Source organism: Streptomyces sulphureus DSM 40104 (assembly GCF_000381025.1).
Classification (GTDB): domain Bacteria; phylum Actinomycetota; class Actinomycetes; order Streptomycetales; family Streptomycetaceae; genus Streptomyces; species Streptomyces sulphureus.
On the sequence record NZ_KB905833.1, the window covers coordinates 17,385 to 34,012 of the forward strand.

The following is a 16,628-nucleotide window of genomic DNA, read 5'->3' on the forward strand; positions in this document are numbered from 1 at the left end:
TGGCGCACGCTTCTTCCAGATTGCCCAACCGATCGGGTCCGGCACCGGAGGCCGGGACCCGCGTGCAGCGCCGCGGGTCCCGGCCCTCGGGTCACATCGGGCGCTGCTGCTCCCGGTCGGCCTCGCGCCCCGAGAGGTCGCGGAGCCAGGGCGAACGCGCCTCGCCCAGCGCCGTCTTGCGCTGGTCCCACTCGCCGTACCGGGGGTTGACGTCGATCGACATCGCCTTCGACACCCCCTGGAGCTTGCGCGTCAGTGCCGCGTTCCCCTGCGGCGTACGCGGGTCGATCCCCTCGCGCTGCGCGATACGGTCGATCCGCAACTGCATCCTGAGCTGCGAGTCGATCTCGCCGGGGGCGATCGCCTGCTGCTGGAGCAGCGCCTGCTCGAGGCGCTTCGCGCCACCCGCCTGGCGCTCGAAGTCCCGGCGCTCCTGCTGGAGTTGGCGCCTGGTGACGTGGATGCCGGCCTCCTCGGCCGCGTGCGCGACGATCCGTTCACGGATCATCCCGTCGAGGGTCGCCTTGGTCAGGCGCCCCGTCTGCTTGATCATCTGCTCGCCCTGCGGGGCCGCGCGCTGTGCCTTCCGCACCTCTCCCACCTGGGACTGGAGCTGCGATTCACTGATCCGGCTGCCGTCGACGACGGCCGCGGCGCCCGGGTGCGTGTCCTGGCCGCAGGCGCTGAGCAGGGGCACGGCGGTGACGAGTGCGGCTGCGGAGCACAGGGACAGCGCGGACCTGCGGCGACGGCGTTCCATGGGGCCTCCAGAGGGCGGCGGGGGCCGTGTCGGCGTGCACGGCCTGGCGATCATCGATGGTAGGTAGTCGCTGTGGTCCTGACCACTGATTCGACACCAAACCGCCCAACGAGCAAGCCGGTTCGCGGTACCGAGCACCGGGCGCGGTCCGGCGCCGGCCCTACGCCCAGCCCTCCGCAGGAGGTTCCGCTTGTGGGTCGCGCCGCGGCTGGAGGCTGCCGTCGACGAGGCCGTCGCACACCCCCTGCGCGAACCGCAGACCGAGCGCCCCCGCACGGTGCACCGCCCTCCTGAACTCGGCGAGCCGCCGCAGCTCGGCCCCGAAACGCTGCTGCTCGGCGAGGGACATCCGGGGGACGCGGAGCCGGCGGACGTCGAGCCTCGTGCGAGCGCCATGGCCGGAAGCGAGCCGTGTGTTGGCCGAGGAACCGAGGGAGCCGGCGACGAACCAGGCGTCGAGCACCTGCGGGTCGACGCGCAGAACGGCCCACGCGCCAGGTTCCGTTACGTCTTCCGCTTCGGCGTGCGCGCCGTCCACGACGTACGCCGGAGCACCCCCGCCCGACGGGTGCAGCGGCACCGCTACGTCCCCGGCCGCCGGCTCGGCGCCGGCGGGCAGCATCGCCAGCGCCCCCGTCCGCAGCAGCTCGCCGACGGTCGCGGCGGGCGGCGGGGTGTCCGCGCCCCGCGCTCCCGGCGCGGGCGCCAGGCGGAGCGCGTTCCGCGCGGCGGCGTCGAACTCCCCGCGGACGGCCGCGAGCGAGGCGGAGTCGCCGACGGGGCCGCGCGCGAGGTGGCGGGCAGGCACGAGGTCGACGTCGTCGTCGAGGAGTTGGAGGACCGGGAGGACGCGCCACACCTCCGGCTGCTCGGCCGCCGTACCGCGGCTGTTGAAGGCGCGCCAGGCCGCGAGCGCCTGCTCGGTGACGCCGCCCCACTCCCCCTGCGAAGCGGCGTCGACGAGGAGGAGGCGCGGGTCGGGCGGCGGATCGGCCGCGGGACGGCGCAGCACCCAGAGGTGGAGCGGGAGGTGGTGGGGCGGCGCGCTCCCCGACGGCAGCGCGACGACAGCGCGGAGCGCGCCCCGGCGCAGGAGCGCGGCGCGGATACGGCGGCCCGTGCGCCGGGAGGCCGCGGCCGGCGGCATCAGCAGCACGGCGGTGCCGCCGGGGCGCAGCCGGGCCAATGCGTGCTGCACCCAGGCGAGTTCGGAGTCGGTACGCGCGGGGACGCCGTACTCCCAGCGCGGGTCGTGCACGAGGTCGCGGTGGCCCCAGTGGCGCTGGTTGAAGGGCGGATGGCAGAGGACGGCCTCGACGGGCGGCTCGGTCCCGGGGTCGGTGCGCAGTGCGTCCGCGGTGCGTATGGCGGCGCCTTCGGGGTCGCGGAGCGCCAGGCGCAGGTCGGCCAGGCGCGCGAGGACGGCGTCGGAGTCCGTGCCGTGGAGAGCGGGGGCGCGGCCGCCTGCGGCTGCGGCCGCGAGGAGGTCGCCGGCGCCGCAGGCGGGGTCGAGGACGCTCAGGGGTTCGCCCGCCAGCGCCGCCATCAGCGCGGCGACGGGCTCCGGAGTGCGGGTGTGCTGGCGGGAGTTGGCGTCGAGGTGGCGGCCGGCGAGCAACTCGAAGGCGGCGGCGGGCCCTTCGGCTCCGAGCTCGCCGAGGCCGGGGCATCCGGCAGCCTCGGAGACGGCCGCGGGTCCGTCGTCCGTGTGGTCCCTGAGCGCCTCACCAGCGGCGAGGAGCGCCGCCGCGACGCCTCGCGGGTCGGCCTCCAGGCGGTGCCAGACGCGCTCGACGAGCGGGAGCTCGACCAGCTTCCCCTGCTCCCTGAGCCACTTCTCCACCTCGACGAGGGAGAACGAGGGGCTCGCCCGGCTCCCGCCGACCGGCCGCGGGAAGTGCGGGTGACGTCGCCGCCAGTTGCTCACAGCGGCGCGGCCGACACCGGCGAGCCGGGCGATCCCGGCCGCCGTCACCAACTGGTCGCGCGCCACCTTCCCACCCCATACGTCTGCTCTCCACCGGCTCGCTCGCCGAGCGGCCGGGCGAGCATAGCGAACAGCCCGCCGCCAGTCGTACACAGGGTGTACGTCACAAAAACCATGATCGTTGTTGACTCGGTTCACAGCCGATGTTCTGATTAACCGCCGTGCGCCAGGCCCGAGATACGCACCGGCCCCGCACACCGAAGCACGGACCCGCACCACCGAAAGGCCCCTCATGTCCCGTCCCCGCCTCCCCCGAACGCGGCGGCTGGCGGCCGCTGCCACCGTCGGCACCCTCGCCGTCGGTGTCCTCGCCGCCTGCGGCTCCGACGAGTCCGCCGAGGGCTCAGGGCCCGGCGCCGAGAAGGCCGGCGCCGCACAGGCCGCCGCGGCGGACACCGGCGAGCGTCCGCTGAAGCAGGGCGAGACCACCACCTACCAGAACGGCCTGAAGGCCACCGTCTCCAAGGCCGAGGCGTACGAGCTCGGCGACTACGCGTCGGGGCACGCCAAGGGCCACACCCCGCAGAAGGTCGACGTCACGCTGGAGAACACCGGCGACGAGCGCCTCAGCGCCTCCCGCGCCCAGGTGAGCGCCCGTACCGACGACGGCGCCGTCCGCCAGATCGTCGACGAGGAGGCAGGCGTCGGCTTCCACGGGAGGCTGATGCCGGGCAAGGAGGCGACCGTCTCCTACGTCTTCGACGTCCCGGAGAAGGCCGAAGACCTCGACGTGCAGCTCGAGTTCGTCGACTTCGGCACCGAACCGGCGAAGTGGGGCGTCGAGCTCTGACTCCGTGCGGCCGGCTCCCCCCGGGAGCCGGCCGCAAACTGTTTGCCTCGCGCCGACCGCAGGTGGAGGATCTCCGCGGACCTCGGCAGTCGAGCAGGGAGCGGAGCCGGTGATGGGCGCCACGGCACACATCGTGTGGGACTGGAACGGAACCCTCCTCGACGATCTGGACATCACCGTCCAAGCCACCGACCACGCCTGCCGGTTGGTCGGCGGCGCCCCCGTCGACCACGCGCGCTACCGGGACTGCTTCACCCGCCCCGTGCGCGCCTTCTACGAGCGGCTGCTGGAGCGCGACGCCTCCGAGGACGAGTGGCGGGTCCTCGCCGAGGGCTACCACCGGCACTACCGCGACAACCTCGCCCGCGCCGCCCTCCGCCACGGCACCCGCGGGCTCCTCGCCGAGCTCGCCGACTCGGGCGTCACGCACTCCCTGCTCTCGATGACGGAGCACGACGAACTCCTCGGCCTCGTCGAGGCGCACGGCCTCCGCGACTCCTTCCAGGTCGTCGACGGCGCCCCGAAGCACCGCCGCGCGGACGGCAAGACGGAGGCGCTCCGCGAGCACCTCACGCGCCTCACCGGGCTGCGCGGTTCCCCGCTCCCGTCCGAGCAGGTGCTCCTCGTCGGGGACGCGCTCGACGACGGCCACGCGGCGAGCGGCAGCGGCGCCGCCTGCGTCCTGCTCGCCGACGGCGCCTACGCGCCGGGCGAGCCGCAGCGCCTCGGCCTCCACGTGGCCGAGACCCTCCACGAGGCGGCGCGGACGGGGCTGCAACTCCTGGAGGTGCGGCGGTAGTCGGCGCTACTCAGGCCAGGGCGAGCCCTGGATCGTGCGCACGAAGTCGCCCCGCTCGAAGCCCGGGACGAAGTGCTCGAGGACGTCGGCCTTGACGTTGCCGAAGGTCGTCTCCGGCTTGGGGCGGATACCGGCGGCGAAGGCGGCGAGGATGCGGCGTTTGAAGTCGGGGCGCGGATGGAGCGCCACGACCTCGTCCCGCTCCTCCTGGGTGAGGTCGTGGTAGCCGATCCCCAGCACGTCGTACTCGACGCCCGCGGTGACGAGCGCCACCTCCGGCTCCATGTACTGCGGCACCCCCGGCGTGGTGTGGAGGGCGATCGCCGTCCACACGCGGCGGACGCTGTCCTCGGGCACGCCGCGTGCCTGGAGGAACCGCCGCGCCTCGTCGGCGCTGTCGACCTCGAAGCGGCGGCCGCTCGCCCGGTGCTCCTCCGCGAGGCCGAGGTCGTGGAACATCGCCCCGATGTAGAGGAGTTCGGGATCGAAGCTCAGCCCGCGGCGGCGGCCCTGGAGCGCGCCGAAGAAGTAGACGCGGCGGGAGTGGTGGTAGATCAGCTCGTCCGCGGTGTCGCGGACGAGCTGGGTGGCGTCGTCGGCGAGACGGGTGTCGGGCGGGGCGATGCCGGCGGCGGTGGGACGGTCTGACACGTGGGCCTCCCTCTGAGGTGTGGACGGCCCCAGCGTTCCCGACACCGCGCCCGCCGTCGACCGTGCGGTTCACGGTGCTTCGACGGCCGCGCCTGTCAACAGGTCGCCGAGGCGGCTGCGCCGGTACAGCACGCGGCGGCCCTCGCGCGCCCTGGTGACGAGCCCCGTCCCGTGGAGGACGCGCAGGTGCTGGGAGACGGCGCTCGGCGTGACCCGGAGGCGCCGTGCGAGCTCCGCCGTGGCGAGCGGCTCCTCGAGAAGGACGAGCAGCCGCGCCCTCGGCGGGCCGAGGAGCGAGGCGAGCTCCGCCGGTTCGGCCGCCGGCGGTTCCTCCCAGAGCGTGGCCACGCCCCGGCTCGGGTAGACGAGGCGGGGCTGCACCTCGGGACCGGCCGGCGGCGCCGGCTTGTGCGCGAAGACGGACGGGAGGAGCAGCAGGCCCCGCCCCGAGGCGTCGACGCGGTGGCCGCCGAGCATCCCGTCGATGTGGAGGACACCGCCCCGCCAGCGCAGGTTCGGGTGCATGTCGGCGAAGAGCAGGCGGAGACCTCCCGTCGCCAATTGCCGCGCGCGGTAGGTCATGTCCGTCTCCAGCAGCAGCTGTATCCGTGGCCAGTGCGGTGCGACGGCCGTCCGCCAGTACCGCAGCAGGAGGGTGCAGACGGCATCCCGAAGGCGGGCGACGTCCGCTTCGTCGACGGCGTCGCGGAGGGGCTCGGGGAGCGGGTCCGGTGCGTGCGCCGCCGCGAGGTCGTGGCGGACGCGCGCGGGGGATGTGCGGCCGACGGCGTCGAGTTGGTCCTCGAAGTGCGGTGCGAAGTGCGCGGGTTGCGGGGTGAGGAAGTCGGGGATCGTGCGCCGTCGCGCGACGAGGGACATCAGCAGCCCGGTGTCGAGCGCGCCGAGCCCGCCGAGCACGGACCTGCGCCACGGGAGGTGGAGCGCCGAGAGCCCCGGGTCCTGGAGGACGCGGAGACTGAGCAGGGTCTCGTGGAGGGGCGAGAGGGCGAAACGTGTGTCGGCGAGGTCCTCGACGCCGAGCACGAAGCTGATCATTAAGCCGGACGCTACATCGATTGGCCGGAGTGCGTCGATGCCGTGGACTTCCGGGCATGCGACCGACAACCGACGTACGCCGGTGGGCAGTTGCGCGACGCACCCCGCGCCTCCCCGTGCCCGACAGGGACGGCACCCCCGCCACCCGTGGTAGCACCGGCACGCGAGTCCGCGCGACGTGCCACGAAGCGGCGCCCAACTCCCCGGCCCCGCAACGGAACCGGTCACGCACCGCAGCGGAACCCGCCGGGCACCCGGCGCCCGCCCGGGCCTCACGGCGGCCCGGCACCACCACGACCGCCCGCGCGTGCGCCCCCGAGCCAGCGCCTGAGGCCCTCCGATGAACCGCCCGACAACTCTGCTCCTCGCCCTCACCTGCGCGGTCGCCGTCGGCAATCTGTACTTCCCGCAGGCGCTGGTCCCGCTGATCGCCGCGGACCTCGGCACCTCGCCCGACACGGCCTCCTTCGCCGTCGTCGCCACCCAAGGCGGCTACGCGGCCGGGATGTTCCTGCTCGTGCCGCTCGGCGACCGCCTCCGCTCCCGTCCGCTCCTCGTCGTCCTGCTCGCCCTCACCGGAGCGGGGCTGCTCGCGGCGGCCTGCGCGCCGACCCTCGCCCTCCTCGCCGCCGCCGGAACCTGCACCGGGCTCACGACCGTCGGCGCACAGCTCGTCGGTCCGCTCGCGGCCGGGCTCGTGCCGGCCTCGCGGCGCGGGGCGGTGCTAGGAACCCTGCTCAGCGGGTCGATCGGCGGCATGCTGCTCGCCCGCACCTTCGGCGGGACGCTCGGCGAAAGGCTCGGCTGGCGGGCCCCTTACCTCGCGGCGGCCGTGCTGGTCCTGGTGCTGGCGGCCGTCCTGGCGCGGGCCCTGCCCGAGACGGCCCCACCCTCGCGCCTGCCGTACCCAGCGCTCCTCGCCGAGCCGCTGCGACTGCTGCGCACGGAGCCGGAGTTGCGCCGCTCCTGCCTGTACCAGGCGACGGTCTTCGCCGCGTTCTCCGCCGTGTGGACCTGCCTCGCGCTCCTCCTCTCCGGGCCCGTCTACGGCTTCGGCGCCGAGGCCGTGGGGCTGCTCGCCCTCGTGGGCGCCGTGACGATGCTCTCCACGCCGCTCGCCGGGCGCCTCGTGGACCGCCACGGCCCGAGGCCCGTCAACCTCGTCTGCCTGCTCGCGGTCCTCGGCTCCGCCGTGGTGCTCGCGCCGGGTGCCAGGGGCGGTACGCTCGGGCTGGCCGCGCTCGTCGCCGGCACGCTGCTGCTCGACGTCGCCATGCAGTCCGGCATGGTCGCCAACAAGACGCGCGTCTACGCGCTGCGGGCCGACGCGCGCAGCAGGCTCAACACCGCCTACATGACGTGCGCCTACCTCGCGGGCAGCGCCGGCTCCTGGCTCGGGGCGCGCGTCCACAACAGCGCGGGCTGGTGGGGCGTGTGCGCGCTCGTGGCGCTGCTCGCCGCGGTCGGGCTGGCCCGCCACTTCGCGCCGTACCGGCGGAGGGGCGGCGAACTCCCTGCCGTGCAGGGCGGTTTCACGTCGCGCACTGGTCCAGCATCGTCCGCTTGTCGGCCTTCGACACGGGGAGCCGGTACGCGAGGGCGACCTGCGCGAACCGCGTCGCGTAGGAGCAGCGGATCTCCGTACTCGGCGGGAGCCAGTCCGACGGGCCCGAGTCGCTCTTTCCGCCGTTGGTCCCGCCGTCGACGGGAAGGAGGTTGAGCGGGTCGTTGGCGAGGCGCTGGCGCTGGGAGTCCGACCACTCCGAGGCGCCGAACCGCCAGGCGTAGGAGAGGGGTATGACGTGGTCTATCTGTACCTCGGCCGCCTTCTCCTTGCGCCACTTCAACTCCTTGCCCGTATACGGGTCGTGGAGCCGCATCGACTCGACGACGCAGTCGGAGCCGGCCCGGTAGCTGAGCTCGCGGCCGTCGCGTGCGAGGACGTCGTTGCGGGTGTCGCAACCGTTGCCGCCGAGGGGGACGCCGTCGACCGTGTCCTTCCAGGCGTAGCCGAAGGCGTCCCTGTGGTAACTCCCGTCGGTGCGGGGCGAGTCCGTCGTCACCCTGTCTATCGTCCGGCGGGCCGCGGCGCGGTCCTGCTCCGAGACGAGCCGCGCCAGCCCCGGCTCGGTGCCGTCGGGGTTCTTCAGCGGACTCGTGCCCTCGCCTTTCCCCGACGGAAGCGGAGAGGCGGGCGACGAGGAAGGGCCGGTCTCGGGCGGGGGCGAAGCGGCCCGAGAGGAGGAGGCGGTACCGGACGGGTCCTCCGCCGCGGAGCCCACCGTCCCCTCGCAGCCCGCGAGGACGGCGGCGGCCAGGACGGCGGAGAGCGCGGCGCCCGCGCGCCGCGTTGCCCGTGGAGCCCTCCCTCGGCGCACGGAGACGTGATCGTCACAGGTCAGGGCCCTCACGGTAGCGCGCATTCGATCACCTTAGCGACGGCGAACACACCCGCGGTAGAGGGCCTTTCGCGCACACACCCGCTCCCACCTGCCGCAACAGCCCATCCGCTCCCCAACTCCCGTCCCACCGAGTCCGGTTGGAGCCGCACGCACCCCCGGTTCACCCGCCGCTCGCCGGGCGGACACCCCGCGCCCCTAACGTCCCGGCGGCGGGCACGGACGGGAGACGGGAGCGGGCAGCATGGCGGGGACGAGTCGGAAGGCCGGACGCGAGCCGCACTGGGACAACGTGCGCTTCCTCTCCGGGACGCTCGTGGCCCTGGGGCACGCGGTCGAACCGCTCCTCGCCCAGGCCGACGGGCTGCGGTGGCTGTACCTCGTCACCTGGGCGATGCGGGTCCCCGTCTTCGTCCTCGTCGCCGGCTACTTCTCGCACGCGGGACCGCTCGACGCGCGGGAACTGCGGCGGCTCACCGAGTCGGTGCTCCTCCCCTACCTGCTGCTCGGGCTCGTCCACACCGTGCAGCTCTACTGGCTCTACGGGGAAGTGCGGTTCTTCACCCACGAGCCGGCCTGGGGACTCTGGTTCCTGCTGTCGCTCTTCGTCTGGCGGATGCTGCTGCCCTACCTCGCGATGCTCCGCCACCCGACGGCACTCTCGGTGGGGTGCGCGCTCGCCGTCGGGCACCTCGACGGGTTCGACGGCAGCTTCTCCTCGGCGCGGACCGTCGCCTTCCTGCCGTTCTTCCTCCTCGGCTGGAAGCTGCGGCAGGGCCTCGGGGAGCGGCTGCTGCACGGCATTACGACCCGCTGCGCCGCATTCGCCGTGCTCGCCGTGGCCGCCGTCGGCTGCTGGGCGTACCGGGAAGGGCTCGACTCCGCCTGGCTCGCGATGCGCGCCCCGTACGCGCAGACGGCCGAGGCGCCGGTCCGGGACTGGGCGGTACGCGCCGCCGTGCTCGGGTGCGGCGCCGCCGTCGCGCTCGCCTTCGTACGGCTCGTGCCGAAACGGAAGCTGCCGTATGTGAGCGCGCTCGGCGCGGGCGGCCTCTACCTCTACCTGCTCCACCCGCCCGTGCTGCGCGCGCTCACCACCGCGGGGTGGCTCGACTGGGTGGGCACCTGGCCGAGCCAACTCGCCCTGATCGCCCTCGTGGTGGCGCTCTCCGCGGTGCTCGCCTCGCCCCCGGTGCGGCGGGTGGCGCGTCCGCTGGTGCAGCCGCGGCTGCCCTGGCTGTACGTGAGGACCGACGGCGCCGGGCGCGCGCCCGGCGCCGAGCGTGCGCCCGTCAGGACCCCAGGACCGAGCTGAGGAACTCGCCCGTCCACGCGAGGAGTTCACGCCCGCTCAGCGGCTTGCCGCCGATGCCGGCCGGCTTCGGCCGCGGCACCAGGACCTGCTGCGAGGCGGTCTTCACCATCGACCCCGGATAGAGCCGCTGAAGCCGCAACTCCTGCGACTCGCGCAGCTCCACGGGGCTGAACCGGATCTTGTTGCCCTGCAAGGTGATGTCGGTGACGCCGCAACCCCGCGCCAGCATCCGCAACGCCGCGACGAGGAGCAGGTTCTCCACCGGCTCGGGCAGCGGCCCGTAGCGGTCGGTGAGCTCCTCGCGGACGGCCGTGATGTCCTCCTCCGAGTTGGCCGCCGCGATCGAGCGGTACGCCTGGAGGCGCAGCCGCTCACCCGGCGCGTAGTCGTGCGGCACATGCGCGTCGACGGGCAGCTCGATCTTCACCTCCAGCGGCGGCTCCTCCGTCTCGCCGCCGCCCTCTTCGAGCGCCGCCCGGTAGTCCGCGACGGCCTCGCCGACCATCCGCACGTACAGGTCGAAGCCGACGCCCGCGATGTGGCCCGACTGCTCGCCGCCGAGGAGGTTGCCCGCGCCGCGGATCTCCAGGTCCTTCATCGCGACGTACATGCCCGCGCCCATCTCGGTGTGCTGCGCGATCGTCGCGAGGCGCTCGTGCGCCGTCTCGGTGAGCGGCTTCTCCGGCGGGTAGAGGAAGTACGCGTACCCGCGCTCGCGGGCGCGGCCCACCCGGCCGCGGAGCTGGTGGAGTTGGGAGAGGCCGAAGTTGTCGCCGCGCTCGACGATGAGCGTGTTGGCGTTGGAGACGTCGATGCCGTTCTCCACGATCGTCGTGGAGACGAGCACGTCGAACTTCTTCTCCCAGAAGTCGACGACGACCTGCTCCAGCGCCTGCTCCGACATCTGCCCGTGCGCCGTGGCGACCCGCGCCTCCGGCACGGTCTGCCGCAGCCTCGCCGCGGCCTTGTCGATCGACTCCACCCGGTTGTGGATGTAGAACACCTGCCCCTCGCGCAGGAGTTCGCGCCGGATCGCCGCGCCGATCTGCCGGTCCTCGTACGGGCCGACGAAGGTGAGCACCGGATGCCGCTCCTCCGGAGGCGTGGTGATCGTCGACATCTCGCGGATGCCGGTGACCGCCATCTCCAAGGTCCGCGGGATCGGCGTCGCCGACATCGTCAGCACGTCGACGTTGGCGCGGAGCTTCTTGAGCTGCTCCTTGTGCTCGACGCCGAACCGCTGCTCCTCGTCGACGATGACGAGGCCGAGCTCCTTGAACTTCGTCTCGGAGGAGAAGAGCCGGTGCGTGCCGATCACCACGTCGACGGTGCCCTCGCGGAGCCCGTCGAGGACGGCGCGCGCCTCGGCGTCCGACTGGAAGCGTGAGAGCGCGCGGACGTTCACGGGGAACTGCCCGTACCGCTCGCCGAAGGTGGCGAAGTGCTGCTGCACCAGCAGCGTCGTCGGCACCAGCACGGCGACCTGCTTGCCGTCCTGCACCGCCTTGAACGCGGCGCGCACGGCGATCTCCGTCTTGCCGTAGCCGACGTCGCCGCAGATCAGCCGGTCCATCGGGACCGACTTCTCCATGTCCTGCTTCACCTCGGAGATGGTGGTGAGCTGGTCGGGCGTCTCGGCGTAGGGGAAGGCGTCCTCCAACTCCCGCTGCCAGGGGGTGTCCTGGCCGAAGGCGTGGCCGGGCGCCGCCATCCGCGCCGAGTAGAGCTTGATCAGGTCGGCGGCGATCTCCTTGACCGCCTTCTTGGCGCGGGCCTTCGTCTTCGTCCAGTCGGCGCCGCCGAGCCGGTGGAGGGACGGCTGCTCGCCGCCGACGTACTTGGTGATCTGCTCCAACTGGTCGGTGGGGACGAAGAGGCGGTCCCCCGGCTGCCCGCGCTTCGCCGGCGCGTACTCCACGACGAGGTACTCGCGGGTGGCTCCCTGCACCGTACGCTGCACCATCTCGATGTACCTGCCCACGCCGTGCTGCTCGTGGACGATGTAGTCGCCGGACTGGAGCGTGAGCGGGTCGATCTGCTTGCGCCGTCTCGCCGGCATCTTCGCCGTCTGGCTGCCGGCGGCCTTCTGCCCCGTCAGGTCGGTCTCGGTGATCACCGCGAGCTGCAACTCGGGTGCGAGGAAGCCGTGGTCGAGGGAGCCGCAGGCGACGTGGACCACGGACGGGGTGATCTCGGTGAGGTCGGCGGGGCCGCCGTCGTCGCCGCGGTGCAGGCGCGCGGGGACGCCCTCGTTGCCGAGGACCTCGGCGGTGCGCGACGCGGGGCCCTGGCCCTCGGTGAGGTAGACGCACCGCCACCCGTCGCTCAGCCAGCGGCGGGTGTCGGTGAGCGCCCGCGCCGTCTCGCCGCGGTAGGTCTCGGGGGCCTGCATCCCGAGGGTGAGGGTGTCGGCGCCGTCGAGCTCGTCCTCCAGTTCGGTGTCGGCGGCGAACTGGCTCACCGACCACCACATCATGCCCATCTCCCGCGCATGCTCCCGGACTTCGGCGAGCGAGCGGAGCGAGGCGGCGCCGACGTCGATCGGCGCCCGGCCGCCGGTGGCCGTGGCCGACCAGGACGCCTGAAGGAACTCCTGGCTCGTCGCGACGAGGTCGGCGGCGCGGGTGCGTACCCGCTCCGGGTCGCAGACGAGCGTCATGCTGCCGGCCGGGAGGACGTCGAGCAGCAGCTCCATCTCGTCGACGAGGACGGGCGCGAGCGACTCCATGCCCTCGACGGCGATCCCCTCCGCGATCTTGTCGAGCATCTCGGCGAGCTCGGGGTGGGCCTGCGCCAGCTCCGCCGCCCTCTCCCGGACGCTCTGCGTGAGCAGCAGCTCCCGGCAGGGCGGCGCCCACAGGCCGTGCTCGGCGCTCTCCAGCGACCGCTGGTCCGCGACCTTGAAGTAACGGATCTCCTCGACCTCGTCGCCCCAGAACTCCACCCGCACCGGGTGCTCCTCGGTCGGCGGGAAGACGTCGAGGATGCCGCCGCGCACGGCGAAGTCCCCGCGGTTCTCGACGAGTTCGACGCGGTGGTACGCGGCCGCCGCCAGCCCGTCGACGACCTCCTCCAGGTCCGCCTCCTGCCCCTGCCGCAGCGCCACGGGTACGAGATCGCCCAGCCCCTGCACCTGCGGCTGGAGCACCGCGCGCACCGGCGCGACGACGACGGAGACGGGCCCGCCCTTCTCGTCGTCGGCCGAGGGGTGCGCGAGCCGGCGGAGCACGGCCAGGCGCCGGCCGACCGTGTCGGAGCGGGGCGAGAGCCGCTCGTGGGGCAGCGTCTCCCAGGACGGGAACTCCACCACCGACTCCGGCGTCAGCAGCGAGCGCAGCGCCGCGGCCAGGTCCTCGGCCTCGCGGCCCGTCGCGGTGACGGCGAGCAGCGGCCGCTGCGCGGAGCGGGCGAGTGCGGCGGCGGCGAACGGCCTCGCCGCCGGGGGGCCGACGAGGTCGAGGTGGTGCCGGTTGCCGTCGGCTGCCGCCTGTACGGCCTCTTCGAGAGCGGGGTCCCGTACGACGGCGTCGAGCAGTCCGGTGAGACTCATGGAGCGGCTTCCCTGCGGGTGGGATCTGGTGGGTCGGTGCTGGTGGACGAGGGCCCGGGCGTACGCGGCGTGCGGGGAGGCCGCTTGGCATCCCCGCGGCCGGACAACACGCCAGGCCCGGCACGCGGTGCGGGCCGGGGTGTCCAGAGTACGACCACGCCGGAGCGAGCGAGCACGCGTCGGGGACCGCGGTCCCCCCGCGACCGCGGTCCCCCACCGAGCGTGCCCGGTGCCTCACTCGGTGGCGATCGCGCCCAGCACGCTCATCCGTCCCGCACGGAACGCCGGCACCAGGGCCGCGACGAGGCCCACCACAGCCGAGCCGAGGAAGACGCCACCGATCGTCGCCCAGGGGATCTCCAGCACGTCGAGCCCTTCGAGCGCGAGGAGCTGCTGCGCCGTCGCGCCCCACGCCATGCCGAGGCCGAGGCCGAGGAGGGCGCCGAAGAGCGCGATCACCACCGACTCCAGGCGGATCATGCGGCGTAGCTGCCGCCGGGAGAGGCCGATGGCGCGCATCAGTCCGATCTCCCTCGTCCGTTCGACGACGGAGAGCGCCAGCGTGTTGACCACGCCGAGGACGGCGACGACGACGGCGAGCGCAAGGAGCCCGTAGACGAGGTTGAGCATCTGGCCGACCTGCGACTGGAGCGTCTCCTTGAAGTCGGCCTGGTCACGCACCTGGTACTGCGGGTAGCCGTCGAGGCTCTTCTTGAGCGCCGCGTACGCCGCCTCCTGCTGCCCGTCCGCTGCCGAGCCGAACAGGATCATGTTCAGCGGCAACCGGTCGGCCGGGAGATGGGTCCGCGCCGTCGCCGTGGAGACGTACATCGCCCCCTTGTCGACGCTCGTGTCGTCCGAGGTGATCGCGGCGACCCGCAGCTCCGCCGTCCGCCCGTGGTCGAAGTCGACGCGGACGACGTCGCCGGCGTGGACACCGTGCTCTTTGGCCCACACCTCGCCGACGGACATGGCGTTCTTCCCGTAGGCGTCGGCGAGTTCGCCCTCGACCGTCTCCCTGCGGAGGTCCTTCGCGTACGACGGGTCCGCGGCGACGAGTGTGTCCTTCGTGCGCGAACCGTCCTCGGGGACCACCGCGGCCGGCACCATGCGGTAGGACGAGACGTGCGAGAGGCCGTCGGTCTGCCGGATGCGCTGCTCGGCGGCCGGGGTGATCGGCTGTCCGTTGTCGGACTGGACGATGAAGTCCGCGCCGACCGACCTGTCGACCTGCTCGGAGGCCGAGGCGACCATCGAGGAGCCCACCACCGACAGTGCGGCGACGAGCGCGAGCCCGATCATCAGCGCGGCGCCCGTCGCGCCCGTCCGGCGCGGGTTGCGCAGCGCGTTCCGCTCGGCGAGACGCCCCACGTGCCCGAACGGGCGTGCCACGGGCGCCGAGAGCAGCCGTACGAAGACCCCCGAGAGCGCGGGCCCCACGGCGACGAAGCCGACGAGCGTCAACAGCACGCCCAGCGCGAGGAGTCCGGAGCCGGGGCCCGACTCCTCGGCGCGCGCTGCCGCGAAGAGGGACGCGCCCCCTGCGCAGGCGAGCACCGCGCCGAGCACGGCCCGGACCGTGCTGGAGCGGCGGTCCGCAGGGGCGCCCGCGTCCCGCAGCGCGGCCATCGGCGAGACCTTGCCCGCCCGCCGCGCCGGCAGGTAGGCAGCGAAGAGCGTCACCACGACCCCGAGCACCAGGCCGATTACCGGCGTGCGCCAGGCGACCGTCAGCTCCGAGGTGTCGAGGTTCATGCCGACGGCGCCCATCAGCTTCATCATGCCGACGGCGAGCCCGACCCCCGCACCGACGCCGAGGAGCGAACCGACCGCGCCCAGCAGCAGCGCCTCCACCAGCACCGAGCGGTTCACCTGCCGCCGGCTGGAGCCGAGCGCCCGCATCAGGCCGAGCTCCCTCGTGCGCTGCGCGACGAGCATGGAGAAGGTGTTGACGATCAGGAAGACGCCGACGAGCAGCGCGATCCCGGCGAAGCCGAGCATGGCGTACTTGAGCACGTCGAGGAAGGCGCCCATCTCCTCCCTGCCGGAGTCCGCCGCCTCCTGCTGCGTCTGGTAGACGAACGCGTCCGAGCCGAGCTCGGTCGCCACGTTCCGCTTCAACAGGCCGTTGGTGAAGCCCTCTTCGGCGGAGACGGAGAGCGAGGTGTACCGGTCCGTGGTGCCCAGGAGGCGCTTCTGCGCCGTCTCGGTGTCGAAGAAGACCAGGGCGGCACCGGGGTTGGTCACCTTGAACGTGGCGATCCCGGAGATCCGCGCGGAGAAGTCACCGACGGCGCCGAGGGTGCGCAGCTCGTCCCCGAGCGCGAGGCTGTGCTTCTCGGCGGTGTCCGCGTCGACCATCACCTGGGTCGGGCCGCGGGGCGCGTGACCGGAGGTGATCTCCATCGTCCGGCCGTCGTTCCCCGCCCAGTTGCCCGCGATGGTGGGGGCGCCCGTGGTGGCACCGACGTTGTTCTTCTCGCTGTCGACGACGGTGACCCCCGAGGAGGACACCGAGCCCTCGGCGTTGCGGACGCCGTCGACTCCGCGCACCCGTTCCAGGGTGCCGGCGGGGATCGTCTCGGGGCGGCCGGTGCGCGGGGCCTCCTCCTGCGTGGCCTCGCCCTTGGGCTTGACCGTGACGTCGGCGGCCGTCGAGGAGAACATCCGGTCGAAGGTCGCGTTCATCGTGTCGGTGAAGACGAGCGTTCCGCAGACGAACGCCACGGAGAGCAGCACGGCGATGCCGCTCAGCGCCATCCGCCCCTTGTGCGCGAAGAAGCTGCGAATCGAGGTGCGCAGGACGGTCACTGCCTGACCCCCGCAACGGCTCGGGCACCTGCGGGGGCGGCGCCGGCGCGGGTGTCGAGGGTTTTCATGCGTTCGAGGACTGCTTCGGCGGTGGGAGCGGCGAGGTCGTCGACGATGCGTCCGTCCGCGAGGAAGACCACACGATCCGCATACGCCGCAGCGACCGGATCATGCGTCACCATCACCACCGTCTGCCCCAACTCCCGCACCGAACTCTGCAAAAACCCCAACACCTCCGCACCCGAACGCGAATCCAAATTCCCCGTCGGCTCATCCCCGAAAATAATCTCCGGCCGCGACGCCAACGCCCGCGCCACCGCCACCCGCTGCTGCTGCCCACCCGAAAGCTGCCCCGGACGATGACGCAACCGATCCCCCAACCCCACCGTCGCTACCACCTGCTCCACCCACGCCCGATCAGGCTTCCGCCCCGCAATATCCATCGGCAACGTGATGTTCTCCCACGCCGACAACGTCGGCAGCAGATTGAACGCCTGAAAAACAAACCCC

11 protein-coding genes and 1 pseudogene are annotated in these 16,628 nt (G+C 73.2%); 4 read left to right on the forward strand and 8 right to left on the reverse strand.

Annotation, left to right across the window (positions count from 1 at the left end):
* Positions 1–91: 91 nt before the first annotated feature.
* Positions 92–760, reverse strand: coding sequence for a SurA N-terminal domain-containing protein (locus F603_RS0130920; protein WP_019549797.1), 669 nt, complete (start codon positions 758–760; stop codon positions 92–94).
* Positions 761–920: 160 nt separating this feature from the next.
* Positions 921–2,753, reverse strand: coding sequence for an N-6 DNA methylase (locus F603_RS0130925; RefSeq protein WP_019549798.1), 1,833 nt, complete (start codon positions 2,751–2,753; stop codon positions 921–923).
* A gap of 226 nt (positions 2,754–2,979) precedes the next feature.
* On the opposite strand from F603_RS0130925, the gene F603_RS0130930 reads away from it, so the two are divergent.
* Positions 2,980–3,537: a DUF4352 domain-containing protein gene (locus F603_RS0130930; protein WP_019549799.1), complete on the forward strand. Its 558-nt coding sequence runs from the start codon at positions 2,980–2,982 to the stop codon at positions 3,535–3,537.
* Positions 3,538–3,649: 112 nt separating this feature from the next.
* Complete coding sequence (locus tag F603_RS0130935) at positions 3,650–4,336, forward strand: HAD family hydrolase (protein ID WP_019549800.1); 687 nt, start codon at positions 3,650–3,652, stop codon at positions 4,334–4,336.
* Between the two features lie 6 nt (positions 4,337–4,342).
* On the opposite strand, the gene F603_RS0130940 is transcribed toward F603_RS0130935, so the two are convergent.
* Together F603_RS0130940 and F603_RS0130945 are read right to left on the reverse strand one after the other, a co-directional pair.
* On the reverse strand, positions 4,343–4,987 hold the full coding sequence (locus F603_RS0130940; protein WP_019549801.1) for an HD domain-containing protein: 645 nt from the start codon (positions 4,985–4,987) through the stop codon (positions 4,343–4,345).
* A gap of 69 nt (positions 4,988–5,056) precedes the next feature.
* Positions 5,057–6,043: an ArsR/SmtB family transcription factor gene (locus F603_RS0130945; protein ID WP_019549802.1), complete on the reverse strand. Its 987-nt coding sequence runs from the start codon at positions 6,041–6,043 to the stop codon at positions 5,057–5,059.
* A gap of 340 nt (positions 6,044–6,383) precedes the next feature.
* Between F603_RS0130945 and F603_RS33240 the strand changes: the two genes are divergently transcribed.
* The gene (locus F603_RS33240; protein ID WP_019549803.1) at positions 6,384–7,763 is read left to right on the forward strand and encodes an MFS transporter; all 1,380 of its coding nucleotides are present in this window, start codon (positions 6,384–6,386) and stop codon (positions 7,761–7,763) included.
* Here the strand turns inward: F603_RS33240 and F603_RS36165 are convergent.
* A pseudogene (locus F603_RS36165) lies at positions 7,654–8,466 on the reverse strand (HNH endonuclease family protein); the annotation flags it as partial. The gene F603_RS33240 and the pseudogene F603_RS36165 overlap by 110 nt on opposite strands.
* Positions 8,467–8,686: 220 nt before the next feature.
* Between F603_RS36165 and F603_RS0130960 the strand changes: the two are divergent.
* Positions 8,687–9,757, forward strand: coding sequence for an acyltransferase family protein (locus F603_RS0130960; RefSeq protein ID WP_019549805.1), 1,071 nt, complete (start codon positions 8,687–8,689; stop codon positions 9,755–9,757).
* Here F603_RS0130960 and mfd read toward each other — a convergent pair.
* The 3 genes from mfd to F603_RS33245 all read right to left on the reverse strand — a co-directional run.
* Positions 9,735–13,307, reverse strand: a complete 3,573-nt coding sequence (gene mfd, locus F603_RS0130965) for a transcription-repair coupling factor (RefSeq protein WP_019549806.1) — start codon at positions 13,305–13,307, stop codon at positions 9,735–9,737. The two genes, F603_RS0130960 and mfd, sit on opposite strands and share 23 nt — an antisense overlap.
* Positions 13,308–13,541: 234 nt before the next feature.
* Positions 13,542–16,118 (reverse strand): ABC transporter permease, encoded by a 2,577-nt coding sequence (locus tag F603_RS0130970; RefSeq protein ID WP_019549807.1) that lies wholly within the window; start codon positions 16,116–16,118, stop codon positions 13,542–13,544.
* The coding region (locus F603_RS33245; RefSeq protein WP_019549808.1) for an ABC transporter ATP-binding protein at positions 16,115–16,628 on the reverse strand (514 nt) is incomplete at its 5' end. The genes F603_RS33245 and F603_RS0130970, both read right to left, overlap by 4 nt.

What these genes read in the sequence shown, in the direction of transcription:
- F603_RS0130960 (WP_019549805.1), top strand. Translation starts at nt 8,687, where the DNA reads ATGGCGGGGACGAGTCGGAAGGCCGGACGCGAGCCGCACTGGGACAAC.
- F603_RS0130930 (WP_019549799.1), top strand. Translation starts at nt 2,980, where the DNA reads ATGTCCCGTCCCCGCCTCCCCCGAACGCGGCGGCTGGCGGCCGCTGCC.
- F603_RS0130920 (WP_019549797.1), bottom strand. Translation starts at nt 760, where the DNA reads ATGGAACGCCGTCGCCGCAGGTCCGCGCTGTCCCTGTGCTCCGCAGCC.
- F603_RS0130935 (WP_019549800.1), top strand. Translation starts at nt 3,650, where the DNA reads ATGGGCGCCACGGCACACATCGTGTGGGACTGGAACGGAACCCTCCTC.
- F603_RS33240 (WP_019549803.1), top strand. Translation starts at nt 6,384, where the DNA reads ATGAACCGCCCGACAACTCTGCTCCTCGCCCTCACCTGCGCGGTCGCC.
- F603_RS0130945 (WP_019549802.1), bottom strand. Translation starts at nt 6,043, where the DNA reads ATGATCAGCTTCGTGCTCGGCGTCGAGGACCTCGCCGACACACGTTTC.
- mfd (WP_019549806.1), bottom strand. Translation starts at nt 13,307, where the DNA reads ATGAGTCTCACCGGACTGCTCGACGCCGTCGTACGGGACCCCGCTCTC.